Genomic DNA, 21,187 nt, shown 5'->3' on the forward strand with positions numbered 1-21,187 from the left:
GCCGGCTCAGTCGGCAGCGAGAGCGCGCAGTACCTGGGCATAGCGTGCGGCAATACGTTCGCCGTCGCGGTGCTGGCCGTCGCGCACGCACCACTGGCCGGCGACCATCACGTCCTTGACCAGGTTGCGGTTGCCCGAGAACACCCAGCTGTCGAGCAAGTGCTCGCGCCCGCGCGCGGCCAGTTGCGGCGCGCTGTCGTCGAGCACGACCAGATCGGCGCGAGCGCCGGCGTCCAGGCTGCCGATGTCCACGCCGCTGGCCTGTGCGCCGCCGAATAGGCAGTCGCCCCAGAGCGTTTCGCCGACGCTGTTGGACGATTCCGACACGGCGATATTGCGATGCCGCGTGAGCAGGCGCTGGCCGTATTCCAGCCAGCGCAATTCCTCGATCGGCGAAACCGAAATATGGCTGTCCGAACCGATGCCGATGACGCCGCCCGCATCAAGATAGGCCTTGAGCGGAAACAGGCCGTCGCCAAGATTGGCCTCGGTGGTCGGGCACAAGCCCGCCACCGCACCGCTATGTGCCAGCGCGATGGTTTCCTCATCGCTGAGGTGGGTGGCGTGTACCAGGGTCCAGCGGGCATCCACCGGCGCATTCGCCAGCAGCCATTCCACCGGCCGCGCATTGCGCAGGGCCAGGCAGTCCTGCACTTCGCCGATCTGCTCGGCGATGTGGATATGGATGGGTGCCGCGTCCACCAGGCCGCTATCCAGCACCGCCGCCAGCGCCGCCTGCGGCACCGCGCGCAAGGAATGCAGCGCCACACCGATACGCAAGGTGGAATCTTCCAGGCTGCGCAACTGCTGCACCAAGGCGAGATAGGCCTCGGTGGCATGGCCGAAGCGCCGCTGGCGCTCGGCCAGCGGGCGTCCGTCGAAGCCGCCGGTCTGGTACAGCGTCGGCAGCAGGGTCAGGCCGATGCCGGTCTCCCGCGCCGCCTCGACCAGGGCCAGCGACATCGCTGCTGCATCGGCATAGGGCTGCGCATCCGGCTGGTGATGCAAATAGTGGAATTCGCACACTTGCGTATAGCCGGCTTCGAGCATTTCCACGTACAGCTGCGCGGCTATGGCCTTGAGCTGGTCCGGGCCTATGCGTCCGGCGAAGGCGTACATGGTTTCGCGCCAGGTCCAGAAACTGTCTTCGGGGTTGGTCTGGCGTTCGGCCAGACCGGCCATGGCGCGCTGGAACGCGTGCGAGTGCAGGTTCGGCATGCCCGGTAACACCCAGCGGCCCAGGTGCCGCGCGGGCTGCTGCGCCGCGGCGACGAAATGACCGTCACGTATCTGCAGCACCTGCTCGCTTTCCCAGCCCTGCGGCAGCCAGATCTCGTCGCCCCGGTACGTCGTCATCGCACTTCTCCGCTGAAGCCGCGAACCGTCCTGGCCGCGCGCAATCGCGCATGGTGCGGTTTTGCCGTTACGCCGCCAAGTCCCATCACTGTCACAGCGCATTGGCACGTTGGCACGATGACGACGGACGGCGCTGCTACCATCGGCCGATGGATACGAATTGGGATTGCCTGCTGCTGGATTGCCGCCTTGCCAGCCTCAACGACAACGGCCGGCCGTACGGAACCATCGACTCCGCCGCCGTGGCCTGGAAGGACGGCAGCCTCGTCTTCGCCGGGCCACAGGCCGAATTGCCTGCTGCGGCCAAATCGCTGGCACGTCAGGTCGAATCGCTGGGCGGCGCCTGGGTCACGCCTGGGCTGATCGATTGCCATACCCATCTCGTCTTCGCCGGCGATCGCGCGCAGGAATTCGAGCAGCGTCTCAACGGCGCGAGCTACGAAGACATCGCCCGCGCCGGCGGCGGCATCGTCTCCACCGTGCGGCAGACCCGTGCCGCCTCGGCCGACGAACTGCTCGCCGTGTCGCTGCCGCGCGCCCGCGCACTGCTGGCCGACGGCGTGACGACGCTGGAAATCAAATCCGGCTACGGGCTGGATCTGACCAGCGAACGCAAGATGCTTGAAGTCGCCCGGCGCATCGGCAGCGAGCTGGATGTATCGGTGCATACGACCTTCCTCGGCGCCCATGCCGTGCCGCCGGAATTCAGCGGCCGCCAGTCGGACTACGTCGACGAGGTCTGCATCCACATGCTGCCAGCGCTGGCCGGCAGCGGCCTGGTCGATGCGGTCGATGCGTTCTGCGAAAAGATCGGCTTCACCCCCAGCGAAACCCGTCGCGTACTGGAAACCGCCCAGGCCCTGGGCCTGCCGGTGAAACTGCATGCTGACCAGCTCAGCGACCTGCACGGCGCCGCCCTGGTCGCCGAATTCGGCGGCCTTTCCGCCGACCATATTGAGTACACCAGCGTCCAGGGCGTCAAAGCCATGGCCCAGGCCGGTACCGTTGCGGTCCTGCTGCCCGGCGCGTTTCATGTGTTGCGCGAGACACGCCTGCCCCCAATCGAGCAATTGCGCGCCCACGGCGTAGCCATGGCCGTCGCCACCGACCTCAACCCGGGCACCTCGCCCCTGCTGTCGCTGCGCCTGGCCATGGCCATGGCCTGTACCCATTTCCGCCTGACTCCCGAGGAAGCCCTGCGCGGCACCACCTTGCACGCCGCCCGCGCCCTGGGCCTGGGCGACCGCGGCCGGCTGGCCGTCGGCCTGCGTGCCGACCTGGCGGTATGGGACATCGCCCACCCGGCGGAGCTGTGCTACTGGCTGGGCGGCGCCGGGCCGCGCCAAGTCTATGCAGGCGGCAAGCGACTGCGCTGAAACCCGTTGTCAGCGCCGCGCCAGCGAATCGTGAAGCAACAAAAAACCCCTGCAAAACAGGGGTTTTTTGTTCAACCGTGAGGCCAGGTGAATCGGCGGATCAGGCGGCCGGCTTCTTCGCTGCCGGCTTCTTCACCGCCGGGGCAACCTTCTTCACGGCGGCAGTCTTGCTGACGGTCTTGGTCGCGGCATCCGTCTTGATGACGTGCGGACGGACGTTGCCGTAGCTGCCCGAATAGGTCTTGCCCTTGCGGGTCTTCTTGTCGCCCTTACCCATCTCGAATCACTCCAGAAATTTGCTTGCAATGGCCGCGTAGCTTACCAGCGCCGCGCCCGGGCGCAAACCGCGGCCTCAGTGGGCGTGCCCGTGACCGCAGCCGGCCGCCGCCACGGACGTACCGGCCGGCGGCCGGTCGCACTCGGGCGCATGGCAGTTCACCCCGTCCAGCTGCACTGTCACATGTTCGATGGCGAAGCGGCGGCGCAGGCTGCGTCCTACGTCCAGGATGGCCTGGTCAGGGGCAATGCCATCGTTGAGCCGCGCATGCAATGTCGCCACGCGCACGCCGCCGGCCAGCTGCCAGACATGGACGTGGTGCACCTCGCGCACCGCACTCACATCGGCCTCGACGCCGCTGACGATCGCCGCCACTTCCACGCCTTCGGGCACGCCTTCCAGCAGGATATGGGCGGAACGGCGCAACAGGCGCCAGGCGCTGTTGAGAATCAGCACCGAAACGAAGACGGAAATGGCCGGATCGGCCCAGAGCCAGTCGAAATAGCGCACCAGCAAGGCCGCGCCGACCGCGCCGACCGAGCCGAGCAGGTCGCCGATCACGTGCAGGCGGGCGCCGGCCGTATTCAGATCGTCGTGATCGTGTCCATGCAGGCTGCTCAGCACCAGCAGATTGACCAACAGGCCGATCAGCGCGACGAACAGCATCATGCCCGACAGGATCGGCCCCGGCGCGAAGAAGCGCTGCACGGCCTCGACCACGATCCATATCACAAGTACAAATTGAGACAATGCATTGGTATAGCCGACCAGCACCTCCAGCCGAGCGTAACCGAAGCTGCGCCGCGCATCCGCCGGGCGCTGGGCGAAATGCGCCCCCAGCCAGGCAAACAGCAGGGCCAGCGCATCCACCAGCATATGCCCGGCATCGGCCAGCAGCGCCAGCGAACCCGACAGCCAGCCGCCGATCGCTTCGGCGAGCAGGGTCACCGTCGTCAGCGCGAACGCGAGCATCAGCTTGCGCGTGCGCTTCTTGTCGCCGACATAGCCACCGACGTGGCTGCGGCCTTCGTCGTCGAGTTCTGCGTGACTGTGACCCGTTTGCGCAGCGGCGGCGTGCCCATGCGCGTGATCGTGGCCGTGGTCTGCCGCGTGATCGTGATCGTGATGCTGGGAAGAAGGCGAATGCGTCATGGGCGGCGGCAGCGCGGCGGGGAGCGTCATGCTAGGAATGCGGGCCGCGGTTACACAATCACTGCGACCACTCCGCCGTGGCGACTATCCGTCGTGGCGGCAATTCGCATCGTGCACATGCGAAAGACGCAGGTTCACCAGATGCGCCAGCGCCAGCAGGCTGCCGCCGGTGGCGACCAGCCAGGCATGGGCGACCGACGCCTGGTCGACGTCGACCACCACACCGGCCAGCAGCAACAGCATCGCCGGCAGCAGCAGCACCAGCGCATTGATGCGGCGATGACGCCGATAGCCCAGCAACAGCATAGTCGTCGCCAGTACGCAGGCGAAGAGCACGAAGCCACGCTCGATCGCATGGTCGGCCAGGAAACCCAGCCCCACCAGCGGCAACACGGCAATCACGAACGGCAGCAGCGCGCAGTGGATGGCGCAAAGAAACGAGGCCGTGGCGCCGAAACGGTCGGCCAGCGCCGCAAATCGGCCGAAGCGCGAACCCGCCGGACTGGCCGCGCCAGGAGTATCGGTAGAACTCAAATGTGCGGCCTCATGAAACATCGACTGCGCCCCGGGGCAAGAAGTGTAGAGCATGACTTCCGACAGGCGTTGCTGCGGACGACTTTGATACAGTATAACATATCGAATCGCCGCTACGGCCATTTCTGTCTCCGGAGTTCTCCATGAAAAAAACCGTGCTCGTGCTGGCCATTGCCGGCCTGTTTGCCAGCGGTGCCCAGGCCGCCGATACCACTGCGGCCGCGCCCGACGGCGCTGAGCGCAATTCGCCCGAGCAGGCCCACCGGCTGGACGAAGTGGAGGTCAGCGCGCTGCCGATCAAGCAGACCGCCGACGAAGTCATCGCCCCGGTCAGCGTGCTCACCGGTGCGGCGCTGGATGACGCCAAGGCCGCCACCCTGGGCGAAACCGTGGCCAAGCAGCCCGGTGTACAGACCACGTATTTCGGCCCGGGTGTCGGCCGCCCGGTGATCCGCGGGCTGGACGGCCCGCGCGTCGGCGTGCTCTCCAACGGCGCCAGCTCCGGCGACGTTTCCACGGTCAGCCAGGATCACGCTGTCTCGATCGAGCCGTTCCTGGCCGACCAGATCGAAGTGCTCAAGGGGCCGGCCACCTTGCTCTACGGTTCCGGCGCCATCGGCGGCGTGGTCAATGTCGTCGACGGACGGATTCCCGACAAACTGCCCGACCGTCCGCTTTCCGGCCGCATGGAACTGCGCGGCAACGACGCCTCCAACGAACGCACCGGAATGGCGCGCATCGACCTGGGCGCGGGCAATTTCGCCCTGCACGCCGACGGCAGCTACCGCGATACCAACGACTACGACGGTCCCGACGGCAAGATCGCCAACAGCTTCCTGACCACCAAGTCGGGTTCCTTCGGCGGTTCCTGGATCGGCGACTCGGGCTTCGTCGGCATGGCCGTGTCGCGCTTCCTCGACCATTACGGCAACCCGGCCGAACCGGGCAATCCGGCCGAGGGCGAAGGCGGCGTCACGCTGAAGCTGGCACAGACCCGCTACGACCTCAAAGGCGGCATCAACCTCGACGCCGGTGCGCTGGAAGCCGTGCGCTTCAACCTCAGCCATACCGACTACACGCATACCGAATTCGAAGGCGACGAGATCGGCACGGTATTCCTCAGCCAGTCCAACGAGGGCAGAGTGGAATTGGTGCAAAGTGAAATCGGCGGCTGGCGCGGCGCGTTCGGCCTGCAGTTCCTGCGCCGCGAATTCCAGGCCATCGGCGAGGAAGCCTTCGTGCCACAGACCCTGACCCGCGGCTACGGCCTGTTCGCCATGCAGCAGCGCGAATGGGACCGCCTCAAGCTCGACCTCGGCGCCCGCGTCGACCGCCAGGCCAGCGATCCGGTCGGCGGTATCAAGCGCGATTTCTCGCCGACCAGCTTTTCCGCCGGCATGGGTTTCAAGCTGGCCGAGGGCTGGCACCTGAACCTCAATCTCGACCGCGCCCAGCGTGCGCCGGCGGAAGAGGAACTGTTCGCCAATGGCCCGCACGTGGCGACCGAATCCTTCGAGATCGGCCTGCCCACGGCGACTAAGGAAACCTCCAACCAGTTCGAACTGGGCCTGCATTACCACAGCGATTTCGTCGATGCCAAGGTCGCCGCGTACACCAACCGCTTTAACGACTACATCTATCTCGCCGACACCGGCGAAACCGAAGACGACCTGCCGGTACGCCAGTGGTCGCAGGCCGACGCACGCTTCCACGGCTTCGAGGGCGAGGCCTTGTTCAAATTGTCCGAAGGCCCCGGCGGCCACTACGACCTGCGTCTCTGGGGCGACACGGTGCGCGCCTCGCTCGACAACGGCGGCAACCTGCCACGTATGGCACCGGCGCGGGCCGGTGTCGACCTGAAGTGGTCGGCCGATGCCTGGCGCGCCAGCCTGGGCGCCGCGCATTACCTCAAGCAGGACCGCACGGCTGCCTTCGAGACACCGACCGACGGCTTCACCCTGGTCAGCGCACACCTCAGCTATACGCTGGAATCCAGCGACACGACCAGCTGGGAATTCTTCGTCGACGGCACCAACCTGACCAACCAGACTGCGCGCCTGGCCACTTCGTACATCAAGGACAAGGCGCCGCTGCCGGGCCGCGCCCTCGCCTTCGGCGTGCGCGCGTTCTTCTGATCCGCACCGCCACGGTATCGCAACATTGAAACATAGCAACAACCGAACTTTTTAACTTCGTCCGTTTTCCGGCACCACTACCCTCCGAGTGGCTCCGGCCCCGGGAGCGCAACGGCGCTCCCGGGATCTTGCGCCGCGCACGGCGCACAGGATCGACCTATCTCCATACGACAGCGTCCAGCCTCCGCCGCCAGCTGTCGCCGCCGGCCGCCCCATCGTGCACGCCGACACACCGGCCACTATTCATTGCCGCCACCTGATCATTTCCGCGGTGCTATTTCGTTTGATCCTGCGCGCCAACGGCGAACGCACAACAGCGGATCGCCAGGCTCAGGCGTCGGCGCAGGCCGAGCAGATACCGTGCACTTCCAGCGTCTGTGCCCGTGGCCGGAAGCCATGCTCGCGCGCCTGCTCGCTGAGCAGGGTGGCAACACGTTCGTCGCAGATCTCCACCGCGCTGGCACATTTGTCGCAGATCAGAAACGGTACCTGGTGCGCCTCTTCCGGGTGATGGCAGGAGACGTAGGCGTTGATCGATTCCAATTTGTGGATAAAGCTATTTTCCAGCAGGAAATCGAGCGCGCGGTAGACCGTCGGCGGCGCTGCGCCGGCGCGTTCGTCCTTCAGCTGGTCGAGCAGGTCATAGGCCTTCACCGGCTTGCCGCTGGCGGCGATCATTTCCAGCACGCGCAGGCGCAGCGGCGTCAGGCGCAGGCCGCGCTGCTCGCAGGCGTCGGCCACGGTGCGCACGAACGCGTCGCCGTCGTGGCGATGCAGATGCTCGCCGTGCTTGTGCGTGGGATGGTCGTGGTGTTCGCCCATGGCCGGCTCCAGGAATGCGGTGGCGGAAACGGCCGGCCGTTCAGGCGCCGGCAACGGTCATGCGCTCGATCAGGATGGAGCCGCACAGCACGTGCGAGCGCGGGTCCACGTCCTTGCCGATGGCGACGATGTTCGCATACATGTCGCGCAGGTTCGCCGCGATGGTGATTTCCTCGACCGGATAGGCGATCACGCCGTTTTCCACCCAGAAGCCTGCGGCACCGCGGGAATAGTCGCCGGTGATGGTGTTGACGCCCTGCCCCATCACCTCGGTCACGAGCAGGCCGGTGCCGAGCTTTTTCAGCATGCCGGCGAAATCGTCGTCGCCGCTGCGCACGATGAGGTTGTGCACGCCGCCGGCATTGCCGGTGGATTCCAGGCCGAGCTTGCGCGCCGAATAGCTGGACAGCAGATAGCGCTGCAGCACACCGCCTTCGACCAGGGCGCTGCGCGTCGTGGCTATGCCTTCCGCATCGAACGCCGCCGAGGCATGGCCACGGGGCAGATGCGGGTCTTCGATCAGGTCGACGAACTCCGGCAGCACGCGCTTGCCCTTGGCATCGAGCAGAAAACTGGCCTTGCGATAGAGCGAGCCGCCGCTGACCGCGCCGAGCAGATGGCCGATCAGGCCGCGCGCGACTTCCGCCGCGAACAGCACCGGACATTGCCGCGTGGACAGGCCCTGCGCACCCAGGCGCGACAGCACGCGTTCGGCCGCCTTGCGGCCGATCTCGGCCGCAGGCATGAAATCGCCAGCAGCCCGCACGCCGTCGTACCAGTAGGCGCTCTGCATGCCGGCCTCGTCTTCGGCCAGCAGCGATACCGACAACATATGCCGCGTGCCGCGTTCGCGCCCGGTAAAGCCGTGCGAATTGGCATACACGGCCAGCGCGCGGCCGGCCTGTACCGAAGCGCCTTCGGAATTGCTGATGCCGGCCACGGCGCGGCCGGCGTCCTCGATTTCCAGGCCCAGCACAATCGCGTCTTCGACGCTGATGTCCCAGGGATGCCACACATCGAACTCGGGAAACGCCGTCGCCATGCGCGCCGCATCGCCCAGGCCGGCGGCCGGATCGGCCTCGGTATAGCGGGCGATGGCACAGGCCTGTTCCACCGTCTTGGCGATGGAATCGGCGTTCAGGTCGGCGGTACTGGCCGAGCCCTTGCGCTGGTTGAAGTAGACCGTCACGCCGAACGAGCGGTCGCGGGTGTGTTCTATGGTCTCGGTTTCGCCCAGGCGCACGCTGACATTCAGGCCTACGTCGACGCTGGCGGCCACTTCGGCCTGGTCGGCGCCGGCCGCCTTGCAGCGGCGCAGCACGTCATGGGCCACCTCGGCGAGGCGGTCCAGTTCGGCCTGGCTGGTATCCGTGTTGGCGATATGTGCAGTCACAGCCTATCCTTTCCTTCTTTGCCAGCCGTACTCCCCGCCATGCGCAAGCGCCACGAAGAACCGTTGGATGATGATGATGACGCCGTCGATGGCGAAGATTCGCCCAGTCGCAGCCAGCGCCGGCGCGACGCGCTGGCGGTATTCGAGCTGGCCGAACGCCTGGTCGGCCTGAGCGACCCGCAGCTCGACCAGCTGCCGCTGGCCGAAGACCTGCGCGACGAAGTGGAGAAAGCGCGCAGCGTGCCGCAGCATATTGCGCGCAAGCGGCAGATCCAGTTCCTGGCCAAGATGCTGCGCCGGCGCGAAGACGAGCTGCCGCCGCTGCGCGCCGCACTGGAGCACGACCGCCAGGTATCGCGCCGCGAAACCGCGGAACTGCACCGGCTGGAAGACTGGCGCGAACGCCTGATCGAACAGGGCGACGAAGCACTCAGCGAGCTGCTCGTGCTGTTTCCCGCCGCCGACCGCCAGCACCTGCGCCAGCTCGCCCGCCAGTCCAAGGTGGAGCGGCAGGACAACCGCCCGCCGCACGCCTTCCGCGAACTGTTCCGCGTGCTGCGCGAACTGTTCGACAACCCAGGCGGCGACGGCGAGGACGAATAGTCCGCGCCGAAGCGGGCGGCCTGCGCCAGCAATGGCATCACGCCGCGGTACCGCCGACAGTGATGCCGTCGATGCGCAGGCTGGGCTGGCCGACGCCGACCGGCACGCTCTGGCCTTCCTTGCCACAGACGCCGACGCCCTCGTCCAGGCGCAGGTCGTTGCCGATCATGCTGATGCGGTTCATCACCTCGGGGCCGGAGCCGATCAGGGTGGCGCCCTTGACCGGGCGCGTGATCTTGCCGTCCTCGATCAGATAGGCCTCGCTGGCCGAAAAGGTGAAGCGGCCGTTGGTGATGTCGACCTGGCCGCCGCCGAAATTCACCGCGTACAGGCCGCGCTTGACCGAGGCGATGATCTCGCCAGGGTCGTGACTACCAGCCCGCATGTAGGTATTGGTCATGCGCGGCATCGGCAGGTGGGCGAAGGATTCGCGCCGGCCGTTGCCGGTTGGCTTTACGCCCATCAGGCGTGCGTTGAGCTTGTCCTGCATGTAGCCGCGCAGGATGCCGTCCTCGATCAGCACGGTGCATTCGGTCGGCACACCTTCATCATCCACATTGAGCGAACCGCGCCGATTGTGCAAAGTACCATCGTCCACAACCGTGACACCCGGCGAAGCCACGCGCTGGCCGATGCGGCCGGAAAACGCCGAAGTGCCCTTGCGGTTGAAATCGCCTTCCAGGCCGTGGCCTACCGCCTCGTGCAGCAGCACGCCGGGCCAGCCCGGGCCCAGCACCACCGGCATCGAACCGGCCGGCGCGTCGACCGCTTCCAGATTGACCAGCGCCAGGCGCACCGCTTCGCGCGCCCAGGCGTGGGCACGGTCGCCGGACAGCAGTTCGCTGTAGTCGTAGCGCCCGCCGCCGCCGGAACTGCCGCTTTCGCGGCGGCCGTTCTGCTCGGCGATCACCTGCACATTGAAGCGCACGAGCGGCCGCACATCGGCGGCCAGGGTGCCGTCGGCCGCGGCCACCAGCACGGTATCGAGCCCAGCGGAAATGCTCACGATGACCTGGTTCACACGCGGGTCCAGCGCGCGCGCATAGGCGTCGATCTCACGCAGCACGGCGATCTTGCCAGCGCTGTCGAGGCTGTCGATGGGATCGACCGGGCGATACAGGCTACGTCCGCTGCCCAGCGCCAGCGGCACGCCGACGCCGTTGCTGCCAGCCTTGGCCACGGCGCGCGCGGCTCCGGCGGCTTCCAGCAGCTGCGGCAAGACGATTTCGTCGGAATAGGCAAAGCCGGTCTTCTCGCCCGACAGTGCACGCACGCCGACGCCCTGTTCGATGGAGTGATTGCCTTCCTTGACGATGCCGTCTTCCAGCAGCCAGTGCTCGGAACGCGAGTGCTGGAAATACAGGTCGGCCGCATCGATGCCGGGGCCGAGCAGGCGCGCGAAGACGCGATCCAGCTCGCTGGTGGAAAGACCGCCCGGGCGCAACAGGCGTTCGCTCGCTTGCGCGATCATCGAATTCATCAGGATTCCAGCTGAGACAGTGCGGGGGAGATAAGGGCGGGAACGGTAGGCTACAAGGCAAGTCCAGGGCAAGCGCGGCAGCCTGCTGGCCGCTCAACCGACGAATCGGAAGCGGCGCGCTAATCCTGGCGCGATTTGTGTGCCGCCTCGCCGTCGCTGCCTTCGGGGTCGCGCGCCGGCGGCTTGTCGGCCGGCTCGGCGGGCAGCGGCGGCGGCGTATCGATGCGCGCCTCTTCGCCGCGCCGCTCGTCGCGGTTGCGGCCGCCTTCGCGCGACACCAGGGTGATCTCGGGTTTGTCCCAGCTGCCGGTGACGTGGTAGCGCGCCGTAGTGACCTGGTTGATGGCCTTGTTGAACAAGGTCTGCACCGCCAGCCCGGCGGCGGCGCCGGCCGGGCCACCGGCCAGCGCGCCGACGATGGTCAGGGCGCCGCCGACACGCGGCGTCACTACCATCTGCTGGTCGTAGTCGCGCGCCTTCAGGCCGGTGCGGCCGTGGATGCGGATGTCTGCGGCGGGGCTGGCAATCAGCAGGTTGGTCGTGCGCGCATCGCCGCCGGCCAGATCGAAGTCGCCGCTGATCGCGGTGAAGCTCATGCCGGTGCGGAAGAAGTCGCCGAAATCCAGCGCCAGCCGGCGCGGAATCTCGCGCACCGAAAACAGGCCGAACAGGCGCCCCATGCCCGGCTCCACGTCGAGAATTCGCCCGGCGTTGACGTTGAGCTTGAGCCGTCCTTCCAGCCGCGCCAGCGCGAACGCCGCCGGCGAGCCGTTCCAGTGCACATTGAGATGGGCCAGGGTCTGGCCGCCTTCGAACACGCCGGCCACGCCGAGCGCAGTCAGCATGCGGCCGAGGTTTTCCGAGGTGAGGTCCATGTCGATGTCGGAACGGTGGCTTTTTCCGTCGCCATTCCACTGCCCGCGCGCATGCATTTCCATGTCGGCGGACTGGGAATCGAACTGCTCGATGCGCATGCCCTCGCCGCCGGGCTGGGATTCCAGCCGGGTTTCGCCGAAATTGGCCGAGCCGAGGCGGAAATCACCTATCCACACGTGCAGAGGTGGAATGGTGGAAGGAATCACACCATCGAAGGGATCGGGCGGGTCCGCCGCGGACGGGTCGGCGGCCTGCGCCGGCTTGGGCGAATCGGGCCAGTACAGGTGCTCGAACTGCGCAGTGATGCCGCGCTTGAGCAGGTCGCTGGTGGGAATCTGCAAGGTACCCTGCAGCTGCGCACCGCTGAAGCTGATGCCGACCTGGTCGGGCTGGCGCGCCAGCACCAGGCCCAGGTCGGAGAATTCGCGGCTGCCGACGACGGCCTTGTCCGCGCGCACGTCGACCGCACCAAGCAGGCCAGGGCCGGCGTCGGAACCCACGCCGATGCCAGCCCAGCCGGACATGTCCAGGCGCCGGGCACGGCCGCCGACGGTCAGGCCGCTGGCGGGCACGCTCTCCGGCATCTGGTCGCCCAAAAGCACAGCACCCGCGAATTCGCGCTGGCCGTCGGGCAGGCGCGCGCGCATTCGCAGCACATCGGCCAGTTCCACGGTCAGCGGACTGCCCTGCGTCGGCAGGTGCAGCGACAGCTGTATCGGCAAGGCATCGCCGGCCGGCTTGTCCAGCGGCGCCGGCAGGTCGAGGGCGGTGCCGCGCAGTTCCGAGCGCATTTGCAGCCGGGTCGGCTCGGCCGCGGCGCGCGGCACGTCCATCTGCACTATCCAGTCGGAGCGGCCGCTGAAACGCGGCCACCAGGGTTTCAGCGCAGTGACATCGGCAAACACCTGTTGCAGCGACAGATTGCCCTCCAGGCGCGCCTCGACCGCGTTTTCGGCCGCCTTCACATCGCTGCCGATGGCGAGGAAAAACTTGGCCGGAAAGCCGTCTTTCTGTATCGCCAGCGGTCCGGCGGAAAAACCCGTGTCGTGGAAACGGATATTTCCGCTGGAATGGGCAAAATCCACATCCCACTTTTTTGCCACGATGGCGGAATCGGCCAGGTCGATCTCGCCCTTGACCCGGCTGGGCAGCTCGGGCTTGAACGGCAGGTCGAGGCGAAAACGCACCGTCGTCGTGCCGCCGATGTCCAGTCCGGTCAGCTCTTTCTGGTAGCGCGTGCCCAGCGGCGAGGCGCGCAGCACAGCGAGCAGGTCGCCGCCCTTGCCGCTGCCTTCCACGTCGAGGTTCAGTTCCGCGTCCTTGAAGCTGGGAATATCCGCCACCGCGCGCTTGAGGCTGGTGCCCAGCACCGTGCCGCCGCTGGTTTCTGCATGCAGGCTGGAATTGATGAAATCCGCCGTCACCGCCACGCCTTCAGCGCGCGGCCAGGCCGGGTTGTAGTCCAGGGTCAGGCCGCTGATCTCGGCCCTGGCCTTGAACTGGCCGGCAAAGTTGGTGATGGGCCAGTCGTCCAGGTCGCAATGGATGGCGGCGCGGCCGCTGTCGATGCGGCCGGCGACCAGGGCGCGGTCCAGCCATTCCATCGCCTTGGGCGACATGTCGCCGATGGGCCAGAACTGCTTGGCGGCAGGCACCTCGCTGGGCAGGACCACGGCATACAGCTCCAGCAGCGGCTTGCCGGCGTCGGGCAGCAGCTCCACGCCGCCGCGCAGCTGCAGCCCAACGCCTTCCGCGTCCACATCCAGCGCATCGGTCTCTACGCGCCAGCCGGAATCCACGCCCTCGCCCAGCGGAAACGCGACGATGCGCCCGCCCAGATGATTGAACCGCAGCGGCTGGCGAAATTTGCGCGCGTAATTCACTGTCGTCGCCTGCATCGGCAGTTCCAGCGCCAGTGCCTGCGCATCGGCGCTGATTTCACCGTCAAGTGCGGACAGGCCCGGTGCCTTGTCGACCGCGATGAAGCCCAGGCCACGCACGCTGGCGTTGAGCTGGAAATCGGTGCGCGACACGTAGCGCAAATCCACATTTTGCAAGTTGCCCTGCAGGCCAGCCCGCGCCGGCCAGGCGCGCTCCTGTCCGGGCAGCAGTACCGACAGCGCAGCGACACTGCCCAGGTCCAGCCGCGGTGAGCTCAGCAGATAGGCATCCGTGTCGTCTTCGTGGCGCAGTTCGAATGCGCTCGCGACCGCATTCGTGCCCGCGCGCGCCGCCCGCAGCCCAGCCACGTCGACGGTCCAGCTGCGCTCGCCACGGCGCCAGCGCGCCACACCCTGAAGTTGGGCCAAGCCGGTGGCGCGGCTCGCATCGGGCGCGTCCGGCTGCAGCGGTTGCAACTCGATGCCATGCAGATCCAGCGCGGCATGCGCCGACACCAGCTGGCCCTGGTGCGCACCGGCCCAGAGCTGGACGCGTCCCTTGCCGCTGCCCAGGCGACGCTCGCGCCAGCTCAGGCCCTGGGTCAGCGCCGCCAGATCCAGCGCTTCGCCGCCGAGATAGGCGCTACCCGAGCGCGTCTGCGAATCGAATTCGGCCACCAGCTGCAGCAGGCCCGACTCGGCCCCGTCGCGGTGCAGCAAGGCCTGCACGCGATGATGGCTGCCGTCGTTGAGCAGGCGCAGTTCGTTGAAGCGCACGGCTACGTCGATGCCGTTGGCGGCATCGATCACGCGCACCCGCGTATCGCGCAGGGCAATCGCCCCCAGCATCAGCAGCGGGTTTTCGCCTTCGCCGCTATTGCCGCCGACCAGGCCGGAAACCTGCCAGTCGCCGTTGCCCTGGTGCTGCAGGCTCAGGTCGAGTCCGGCGATGCGGAATTCGCTCCAGCGCCGGTTGCTGCTGAGCCAGGCGCCCAGGTCCAGCGCCAGCTCGGCCTGGGGAATCACCAGCGGCGGCGCAGCCGGGTCGGACGCGGCCACGTGCACGCCTTCCAGGCGCAGCAGCGGCCCTCCGTCGCTCCAGTAACCTTCGACCTGGTCGACACTGACCGGCCGCTGCAGTTGCTCCGACAGGAAACGCGCCACGCGCTGCGAATGCAGCCCGACCTGGGGCAGCAGCAGCCGCAGCAGGCCGACGCCGACCGCGGCCAGGATGATCAGGCAGGCGACGCAGACCGTCAGCGCAATGCGCAGACGGCGCAGGCGGCGGTGCCACGGTGTCACAAGTGCAATCCCGCACGCGCCCGCCGGCACGTCATGGACAATGCAACCTTGTGAAATTTACCACGATGCCGCTCAGAGCAGGACCACATCGAACTGCTCCTGCGAGTAGTGCTCTTCGGGCTGGAAGCGAATGGTCTTGTGCACGAACTCTTCCAGTTCGGCCACGGCGGCGGACTCTTCCTCCAGGATGCGGTTGACCACCTTGGGCGCCGCCAGCACCAGCAGTTTCTCGGCGTCGAACTGGCGCACGGCGCGGGTGATCTCGCGGAAAATCTCGTAGGTGACGGTCTCGGCCGTCTTCAGGCTGCCGCGGCCGCCGCATTCGGGACAGGGCTCGCACAGCTGCCGTTCCAGGCTTTCGGTGGTGCGCTTGCGCGTCATCTCCACCAGGCCCAGCGGCGACATGTCGTAGACCGTGGTCTTGGCATGGTCGCGCACCAGCGCCTTTTCCAGCGTGCGCAGCACCTGGCGCTTGTGCTCGTCATCGGTCATGTCGATGAAGTCGATGATGATGATGCCGCCCAGGTTGCGCAGGCGCAGCTGGCGCGCGGCAGCCTGGGCCGCTTCCAGATTGGTGCGGTAGACCGTCTCTTCCAGATTGCGGTGACCGAGGAACGCGCCGGTGTTCACATCGACCGTGGTCATCGCCTCGGTCTGGTCGACGATCAGATAGCCGCCGGACTTCAGCGGCACTTCCTTGCGCAGGGCGCGCTGGATCTCGTCTTCGACGCCGTACAGGTCGAAGATCGGCCGTTCGCCGGGATAATGTTCGATGCGCTCCACCAGTTCGGGCATGAACTGATGAGTGAAGCTCTGGATACGTTCGAAGGTTTCGCGCGAATCCACCCGCACCTTCTCGATGTCGCGCCGCATCAGGTCGCGCAGCGCGCGCAGGGACAGCGGCAGGTCTTCATAGATGCGCGTGCCGACGCGGGCCGTGGCAATGCCTTCCTGCACCGCCAGCCAGAGGCGGCCCAGATAGTCCACATCTTCGGCCAGCGCCTCGTAGCTCTGTCCTTCGGCATTGGTGCGCACGATGAAACCCAGGTTGCCCTCGCGGCCGAGCTGCTGCAGGCTTTCCTTGAGGCGGCCGCGCTCGGCCTCGTCCTCGATGCGCACCGACACGCCGACCATGCGCGAATACGGCAGCAGCACCAGGTAGCGCGAAGGAATCGACAGGTGCGTAGTCAGGCGCGCGCCCTTGCTGCCGATCGGATCCTTCACCACCTGTACCACCAGTTCGTGGCCTTCACGCACCAGGTCGAGGATGGGCGGCGTAGGTCCGGTGGTTGCAGCGCCTTCGGTCGCATCGCCGACCAGCGAGGGCGCGGCACGGACGATGTCGGAGGCATGCAGAAACGCCGCGCGGTCCAGGCCGATCTCGACGAAGGCCGCCTGCATGCCGGGCATTACCCGGCTGATCCTGCCCTTGTAGATATTGCCGACGTAGCCGCGCCGCTGGGCGCGTTCGATATGCACTTCCTGCAGCATGCCGTTTTCGACCACGGCAACGCGGGTTTCGCGCGGAGTGACGTTGATCAGGATTTCTTCGCTCACTGGACTACCTTGTCAGCGGGCGGCTGAACCGCGCCACAGTGCTTGGGGTACGGGGTTATAGCTGCGGCCATGTGAACTTGTCGATCTGACTGACTGTTGGAAAAGGCCGCTGCTACGGTTTCGTGAAGACTATCTGACGCTCGCGGCAGCATGCCGCAAGGGCGCCGGCCCCACGTCAAGGCAAGCTATCGGCCCGGCAGGCGTCGTTGCCACGCTAACAGCTTGCGCCTCAAGCGCGTGCTAAATCCGTTGCTGGCCGCCCTGCCGGAGCGGCTCGCTGTTCGCCGATCATGGCGCCGGGCGCGGTTTCCGACCGCTCAGCGCAGGCCAAAGCGGCGCAGCAATTGCGAAGTTTCGTACAGTGGCAGGCCCATCACGCCGGTGAAGCTGCCGCTCAGATGTGCGATATGCGCGGCGGCCAGGCCCTGGATCGCGTAGGCACCGGCGCGGCCGTAGGGCTCGCCGCTGGCCACATAGGCGGCAATGGCGGCCTCGTCCATGGGTGCGAAACGCACCTCGGATTCGCTGGATTCGTGCTCTTCGCGCCCGGCACTGACCAGCCATACCGTCGAAATCACGCGATGACTGCGGCCTTGCAGGCGCTGCAGCATCTGTACCGCGGCCGCCGCATCGGCCGGCTTGCCGAACACGTCGCCGTCCAGCACCACTTCGGTATCGGCACCCAGCACCACCGCACCGGGCACAGCCGCCACCTGCAACAGACCGGCACCGGCCTTTTCCCGCGCTACCCGGTTGACGTAGTCGGCCGCCGCTTCGCCCGGTTCGCGCTGCTCGGGCACGTCGACGTCGAGCACGGCGAAGCTCAGGCCGAGTTGCTCCAGCAACTGGCGCCGGCGCGGCGACTGCGAGGCGAGATACAACATGGGCGGCTCCGGTCAGGCGCGGTGATAAGGGTGGTTGGACAGCAGACTGGTGGCGCGGTAGAGCTGCTCGGCCAGGATCAGGCGCACCAGCATATGCGGCAGGGTCAGGGCGCCCAGGGAAAAGCGCTGGTCGGCGCGAGCCAGGGCGCTGGCGGCCAGGCCGTCTGGCCCGCCAATCAGGAAGGCCAGGTCGCGCCCGGCCATGCGCCACTGCGCCAGCTGCGCAGCCAGTTCTTCGCTGGACCAGGTCTTGCCGCGGCCGTCCAGCGCAATCACCTGGCTGCCGCGGGGAATCGCCGCCAGCATGGCCGCGCCCTCGTCATCCAGCGCGCGCTGCAGATCGCGGCCCTTGCCGCGCTCGCCCAGCTTCAGCTCGACCAGTTCCAGCGGCAGCTCGCGCGAAAGCCGCTTGTGGTACTCGGCAAAGCCCTCGGCGACCCAGCCCGGCATGCGCTCGCCGACCGAGATCAGGCGCGCGCGCATGCAGGAACCTGATCAAGGAACAGCGCCGGGTTCAGGCGTAGGCCGCTTCGGACTCGGTGTCGCCGCCGACCGCCCACATCCGCTCCAGGCCATAGAACTCGCGCACGCGCGGCAGCATGACGTGGACGATGATGTCGCCGAGGTCGACCAGCACCCATTCGGCTTCGCGCTGGCCTTCCACGCCCAGCGGCATCATGCCCGCCTTCTTGGCGTACCTGACCACTTCGTCAGCGATGGATTTGACGTGACGGGTCGAGGTACCGGCGGCGACGACGATGTAGTCGGCAATGGAGGTGCGGCCGCGCACGTCGAGTTCGACGATATCCTTGGCCTTCAGCTCTTCCAGCGCGCGGCGGACTTCCAGACGCAGGCGCTCGACGATATCCGTCGGCATGCTCTCTTTCTTGCCCGGTTTGCGCGGCTTGGGCTGCGGCGGCGAGGCAACCGGCGTGCCCTTGCGCTGGGGCTTGGCATCGCTGCTGGCGCTTGCACGCCTGGCGGCCGGGGCCTTGGCCGTCGTTGCCGCAGACTTCTTCGCCGGCGTCTTCTTGGTTGCCGCTTTCTTTGCGGTGGAGCTGCTCTCGGCCGGGCTCTCCGCTACGGGCTTCTTCGGCGGAAAGCTCTTAACAGCAAAGCTTTTCGCGACACTTCGCTTCGCTGCCGCCGGCTTGGCCGAGGGCTTCTTCGCAATGGCTGCCTTCTTCGCGGCCGGCCGCGCGGCGCTGGAGCGGGTCTTGCTTTCGGTGGCAGTTGAAGACTTCGGCGTTTTGGTGGTGGCCAAGCGAGCATTACCTCTGGATAGCGGAATAAGTGGGCGCAGTATAAGGGAGGGGGTGGCCGGGGCAAGGCGAGGCGGCAGCGGCGACGGCTTTGCCGCGCCGCGGCAGGCAAAGCGCACTAGCGATACCAGCCCCGCTGGCGGATCTGCGCCAGTACCGCTTCCGGCAGCAGAAAGCGCGGCTCCTGCCCCCGTGCAAGCAGGTTGCGGATGCCCGTGGCGGAAATATCCAGGTCGGTGATGTCCAGCGACAGGATGCGGCCAGCGCCCTGCCCACGCCAATCGCCATCGACGGCGCAGGCCCGTGCCAGGAACTGCGCGTGCAGTTCGGGCGACAGTGCCGGCGCAGCACCGGGCCGGGTCATCACGCCGATATGCGCCAGCTCGAACAGCTGCAGCCAGCGGCTCCAGCTGGGCAGGCCGGCGAACGCGTCGGTGCCGAGCAACAGCACCAGCGGCCGCGCCGCGCCGATTTCCTCGCGCAGTTCGCGCAAGGTATCGACCGTATACGAAGGACCGTCCCGGCGCAGTTCGCGCGTATCCAGCGCCAGCCGCTGCTGACCGGCCAGGGCCAGTTCCAGCAGCTGCACGCGTTGTTCCGCACTCAGGCGCGGCTGGGGACGATGCGGCGGCACATTGGCCGGCATCAGGCAAACCTGCGCATCCAGTTGCTCGGCGGCTTCCCAGGCTGCACGCAGATGGCCGTAGTGGATCGGATCGAAAGTGCCGCCCAGCAGGGCCAGCACCGGTGCCGGCGTGCTCACGCGCCGCCCAGCAGGTGCGCGCTGCGCGGTAGCGCCATGGCAGCGAGCAGGCGCTCCAGCTCGACCCAGGCATCGCCAGCACCGCGGCCCTTGCTGATGCGGTCGATGCGCGCGCCCTGGGCCAGGCATTGTTCCCAATGGGAAAGATTGCCGCGCTGCAAGGCCTTGCGGTAGACCGCCTCGCGGGCGGGATAGATGCGCTCGGCGCGGAAGGCCTGGGCCGGATTCGGCGCCGCCGCCAGCCGCACCATGATCTGCAGCTGGTACAGCAGCAGGCCCATGAGACCCGGCACCTGCTCGCCCTCCGCACGCAACCCGGCAGCGATGCGCAGCGCGCGCGTAGCGTCGCCGCCCAGGGCGGCGTCGGTCAGCTTGAAGGCGTCGTAGCGCGCGCTGTCGGCGACCAGGTCTTCCAGGGTCGGCGCGTCGAGCAGGCGGTCGCCGGCCAGCAGTGCCAGCTTGTCGATTTCCTGCGCGGCGGCAAGCAGATTGCCTTCGATGCGCTCGGCCAGCAGGTCGATCGCATCGCGATTGGCCTTGATGCCGCGGCTGGCCATGCGCTGGCCTATCCAGGCCGGCAGGTCATCCGGCCGCAGCGGTTGTATCGGCACGAACACGCCGATCGCCTCGATCGCGTCGACCCAGGCGGCGTGGTGCTGCTTGCTCCACTGGGTAGAAGTAATCAGCAGTACCGTGTCCGGCGGCGGCCGTTCGCAGTATTCGATGATCGCCGCGGCACCGTCCTTGTTCGGCTTGCCGGTCGGTACGCGCAGGTCGATCAGCTTGCGCGTGGCGAACAGCGACATGCCGCTGGCCGCGCGGGCCAGGTCGTCCCAGTCGAAGCCCGACTCCGCATCCAGCACGTCGCGTTCGAGGTAGCCCAGTTCGCGCGCACGGGCGCGCAGCGCATCGGCCGCCTCGATCAGCAGCAGGTGTTCTTCACCGGCAAGGAAATACACCGGCTTCATCGTGTCGCCGGCCAGGTGCTGGCGCAGCTGCGACAGACTGAAACTCATGCGGGCGCTGCTGCCTCAGCCGGCCGGACGGCTCAGCGCAGCGATGCGGCGCAGGATCGCCTGCACCATGTCGCGCTGCAGCTGCTTGCGCAGCTCGTCTTCCTGCGCCGCCACGCCCAGCGCCTGGGTTTCGTCGAAGGTGTATTCGCGATTCAGGTCGATCGCCTGGCGCGGCAGTACGGTCGTGCCGCTGGCGTCCACGGCTTCGATCTCGACGTGGTAGCGCATGCTGTATTCGCGCACGCGGGCGGTCGAACCGACCGACAGCGGCTGCGGCGCCAGCGTGCTGACCGGAATGCGCAGGCTGGCAATGCCGGGGCCGGCGTTCTCTTCCACCGTGGCGCCGGAACGCTCCAGCGCCGCCGGCAGGTCGCGGTAGAGCAGGCTGCCCTGGTCGGCAATTTCCAGGTGTATACGTTGCAGGCCCGGCGGCAATTGCGCCTGCTCGCGCAGGTGAAAGCCGCAGGCGCCGAGCAGCAACGCCGAACCCACAACAATGACGCGAAACAGAATGCGCAT

18 protein-coding genes are annotated in these 21,187 nt (G+C 67.3%); 3 read left to right on the forward strand and 15 right to left on the reverse strand.

The features are described 5' to 3' along the window. Positions 1-6: 6 nt before the first annotated feature. Positions 7-1,356, reverse strand: coding sequence for a formimidoylglutamate deiminase (locus DFR29_RS18915; protein ID WP_133820192.1), 1,350 nt, complete (start codon positions 1,354-1,356; stop codon positions 7-9). A 149-nt stretch (positions 1,357-1,505) separates the two neighbouring features. Here DFR29_RS18915 and hutI point away from each other — a divergent pair, with 149 nt between their 5' ends. Next, a complete protein-coding gene (gene hutI, locus DFR29_RS18920; RefSeq protein WP_133820193.1) occupies positions 1,506-2,732 on the forward strand; it encodes an imidazolonepropionase in 1,227 nt (408 codons plus the stop codon). Positions 2,733-2,832: 100 nt separating this feature from the next. Here hutI and DFR29_RS18925 read toward each other — a convergent pair whose 3' ends face one another. From DFR29_RS18925 to DFR29_RS18935, 3 genes are all read right to left on the reverse strand, one after another. Next, positions 2,833-3,009, reverse strand: coding sequence for a 30S ribosomal protein THX (locus tag DFR29_RS18925; RefSeq protein WP_133820194.1), 177 nt, complete (start codon positions 3,007-3,009; stop codon positions 2,833-2,835). Positions 3,010-3,084: 75 nt separating this feature from the next. Continuing rightward, positions 3,085-4,191 carry a cation diffusion facilitator family transporter gene (locus DFR29_RS18930; protein WP_243746110.1) on the reverse strand — a complete coding sequence of 369 codons (1,107 nt, stop codon included), beginning with the start codon at positions 4,189-4,191 and terminating at the stop codon, positions 3,085-3,087. 54 nt (positions 4,192-4,245) lie between these two features. Further along, positions 4,246-4,695: a MerC domain-containing protein gene (locus DFR29_RS18935; protein WP_425598852.1), complete on the reverse strand. Its 450-nt coding sequence runs from the start codon at positions 4,693-4,695 to the stop codon at positions 4,246-4,248. Between the two features lie 143 nt (positions 4,696-4,838). Here DFR29_RS18935 and DFR29_RS18940 point away from each other — a divergent pair, with 143 nt between their 5' ends. Next, positions 4,839-6,830, forward strand: a complete 1,992-nt coding sequence (locus tag DFR29_RS18940) for a TonB-dependent receptor (protein WP_133820196.1) — start codon at positions 4,839-4,841, stop codon at positions 6,828-6,830. A gap of 330 nt (positions 6,831-7,160) precedes the next feature. On the opposite strand, the gene DFR29_RS18945 is transcribed toward DFR29_RS18940, so the two are convergent. Both DFR29_RS18945 and pmbA read right to left on the reverse strand, forming a co-directional pair. Continuing rightward, the gene (locus DFR29_RS18945; protein WP_133820197.1) at positions 7,161-7,652 is read right to left on the reverse strand and encodes a transcriptional repressor; all 492 of its coding nucleotides are present in this window, start codon (positions 7,650-7,652) and stop codon (positions 7,161-7,163) included. 40 nt (positions 7,653-7,692) lie between these two features. Beyond that, the gene (pmbA, locus tag DFR29_RS18950) at positions 7,693-9,045 is read right to left on the reverse strand and encodes a metalloprotease PmbA (RefSeq protein WP_133820198.1); all 1,353 of its coding nucleotides are present in this window, start codon (positions 9,043-9,045) and stop codon (positions 7,693-7,695) included. A gap of 63 nt (positions 9,046-9,108) precedes the next feature. Here pmbA and yjgA point away from each other — a divergent pair, with 63 nt between their 5' ends. Then, complete coding sequence (yjgA, locus tag DFR29_RS18955) at positions 9,109-9,648, forward strand: ribosome biogenesis factor YjgA (RefSeq protein ID WP_243746111.1); 540 nt, start codon at positions 9,109-9,111, stop codon at positions 9,646-9,648. A gap of 37 nt (positions 9,649-9,685) precedes the next feature. Here yjgA and tldD read toward each other — a convergent pair whose 3' ends face one another. The 9 genes from tldD to DFR29_RS19000 form a co-directional block, all read right to left on the reverse strand. Beyond that, positions 9,686-11,128 carry a metalloprotease TldD gene (tldD, locus tag DFR29_RS18960; protein ID WP_133820200.1) on the reverse strand — a complete coding sequence of 481 codons (1,443 nt, stop codon included), beginning with the start codon at positions 11,126-11,128 and terminating at the stop codon, positions 9,686-9,688. A 119-nt stretch (positions 11,129-11,247) separates the two neighbouring features. Further along, complete coding sequence (locus DFR29_RS18965) at positions 11,248-15,186, reverse strand: YhdP family protein (RefSeq protein ID WP_166654200.1); 3,939 nt, start codon at positions 15,184-15,186, stop codon at positions 11,248-11,250. 72 nt (positions 15,187-15,258) lie between these two features. Next, the gene (gene rng / locus DFR29_RS18970) at positions 15,259-16,743 is read right to left on the reverse strand and encodes a ribonuclease G (RefSeq protein WP_133820202.1); all 1,485 of its coding nucleotides are present in this window, start codon (positions 16,741-16,743) and stop codon (positions 15,259-15,261) included. 317 nt (positions 16,744-17,060) lie between these two features. Then, a complete protein-coding gene (locus DFR29_RS18975) occupies positions 17,061-17,627 on the reverse strand; it encodes a Maf family protein (RefSeq protein ID WP_133820203.1) in 567 nt (188 codons plus the stop codon). Between the two features lie 12 nt (positions 17,628-17,639). Next, positions 17,640-18,110, reverse strand: a complete 471-nt coding sequence (gene rlmH, locus DFR29_RS18980; protein WP_133820204.1) for a 23S rRNA (pseudouridine(1915)-N(3))-methyltransferase RlmH — start codon at positions 18,108-18,110, stop codon at positions 17,640-17,642. Positions 18,111-18,141: 31 nt separating this feature from the next. Continuing rightward, positions 18,142-18,504, reverse strand: a complete 363-nt coding sequence (gene rsfS / locus DFR29_RS18985; RefSeq protein WP_133820258.1) for a ribosome silencing factor — start codon at positions 18,502-18,504, stop codon at positions 18,142-18,144. A gap of 503 nt (positions 18,505-19,007) precedes the next feature. Then, a complete protein-coding gene (gene nadD / locus DFR29_RS18990; RefSeq protein WP_166654188.1) occupies positions 19,008-19,652 on the reverse strand; it encodes a nicotinate-nucleotide adenylyltransferase in 645 nt (214 codons plus the stop codon). Beyond that, the gene (holA, locus tag DFR29_RS18995; protein WP_133820206.1) at positions 19,649-20,668 is read right to left on the reverse strand and encodes a DNA polymerase III subunit delta; all 1,020 of its coding nucleotides are present in this window, start codon (positions 20,666-20,668) and stop codon (positions 19,649-19,651) included. Before holA ends, nadD begins: the two co-directional genes overlap by 4 nt. 15 nt (positions 20,669-20,683) lie before the next feature. Then, entirely contained in the window at positions 20,684-21,187 is a 504-nt protein-coding gene (locus DFR29_RS19000; protein WP_133820207.1) for an LPS-assembly lipoprotein LptE, read from the reverse strand.

The organism is Tahibacter aquaticus, from assembly GCF_004363655.1.
GTDB classification, from domain to species: Bacteria; Pseudomonadota; Gammaproteobacteria; order Xanthomonadales; family Rhodanobacteraceae; genus Tahibacter; species Tahibacter aquaticus.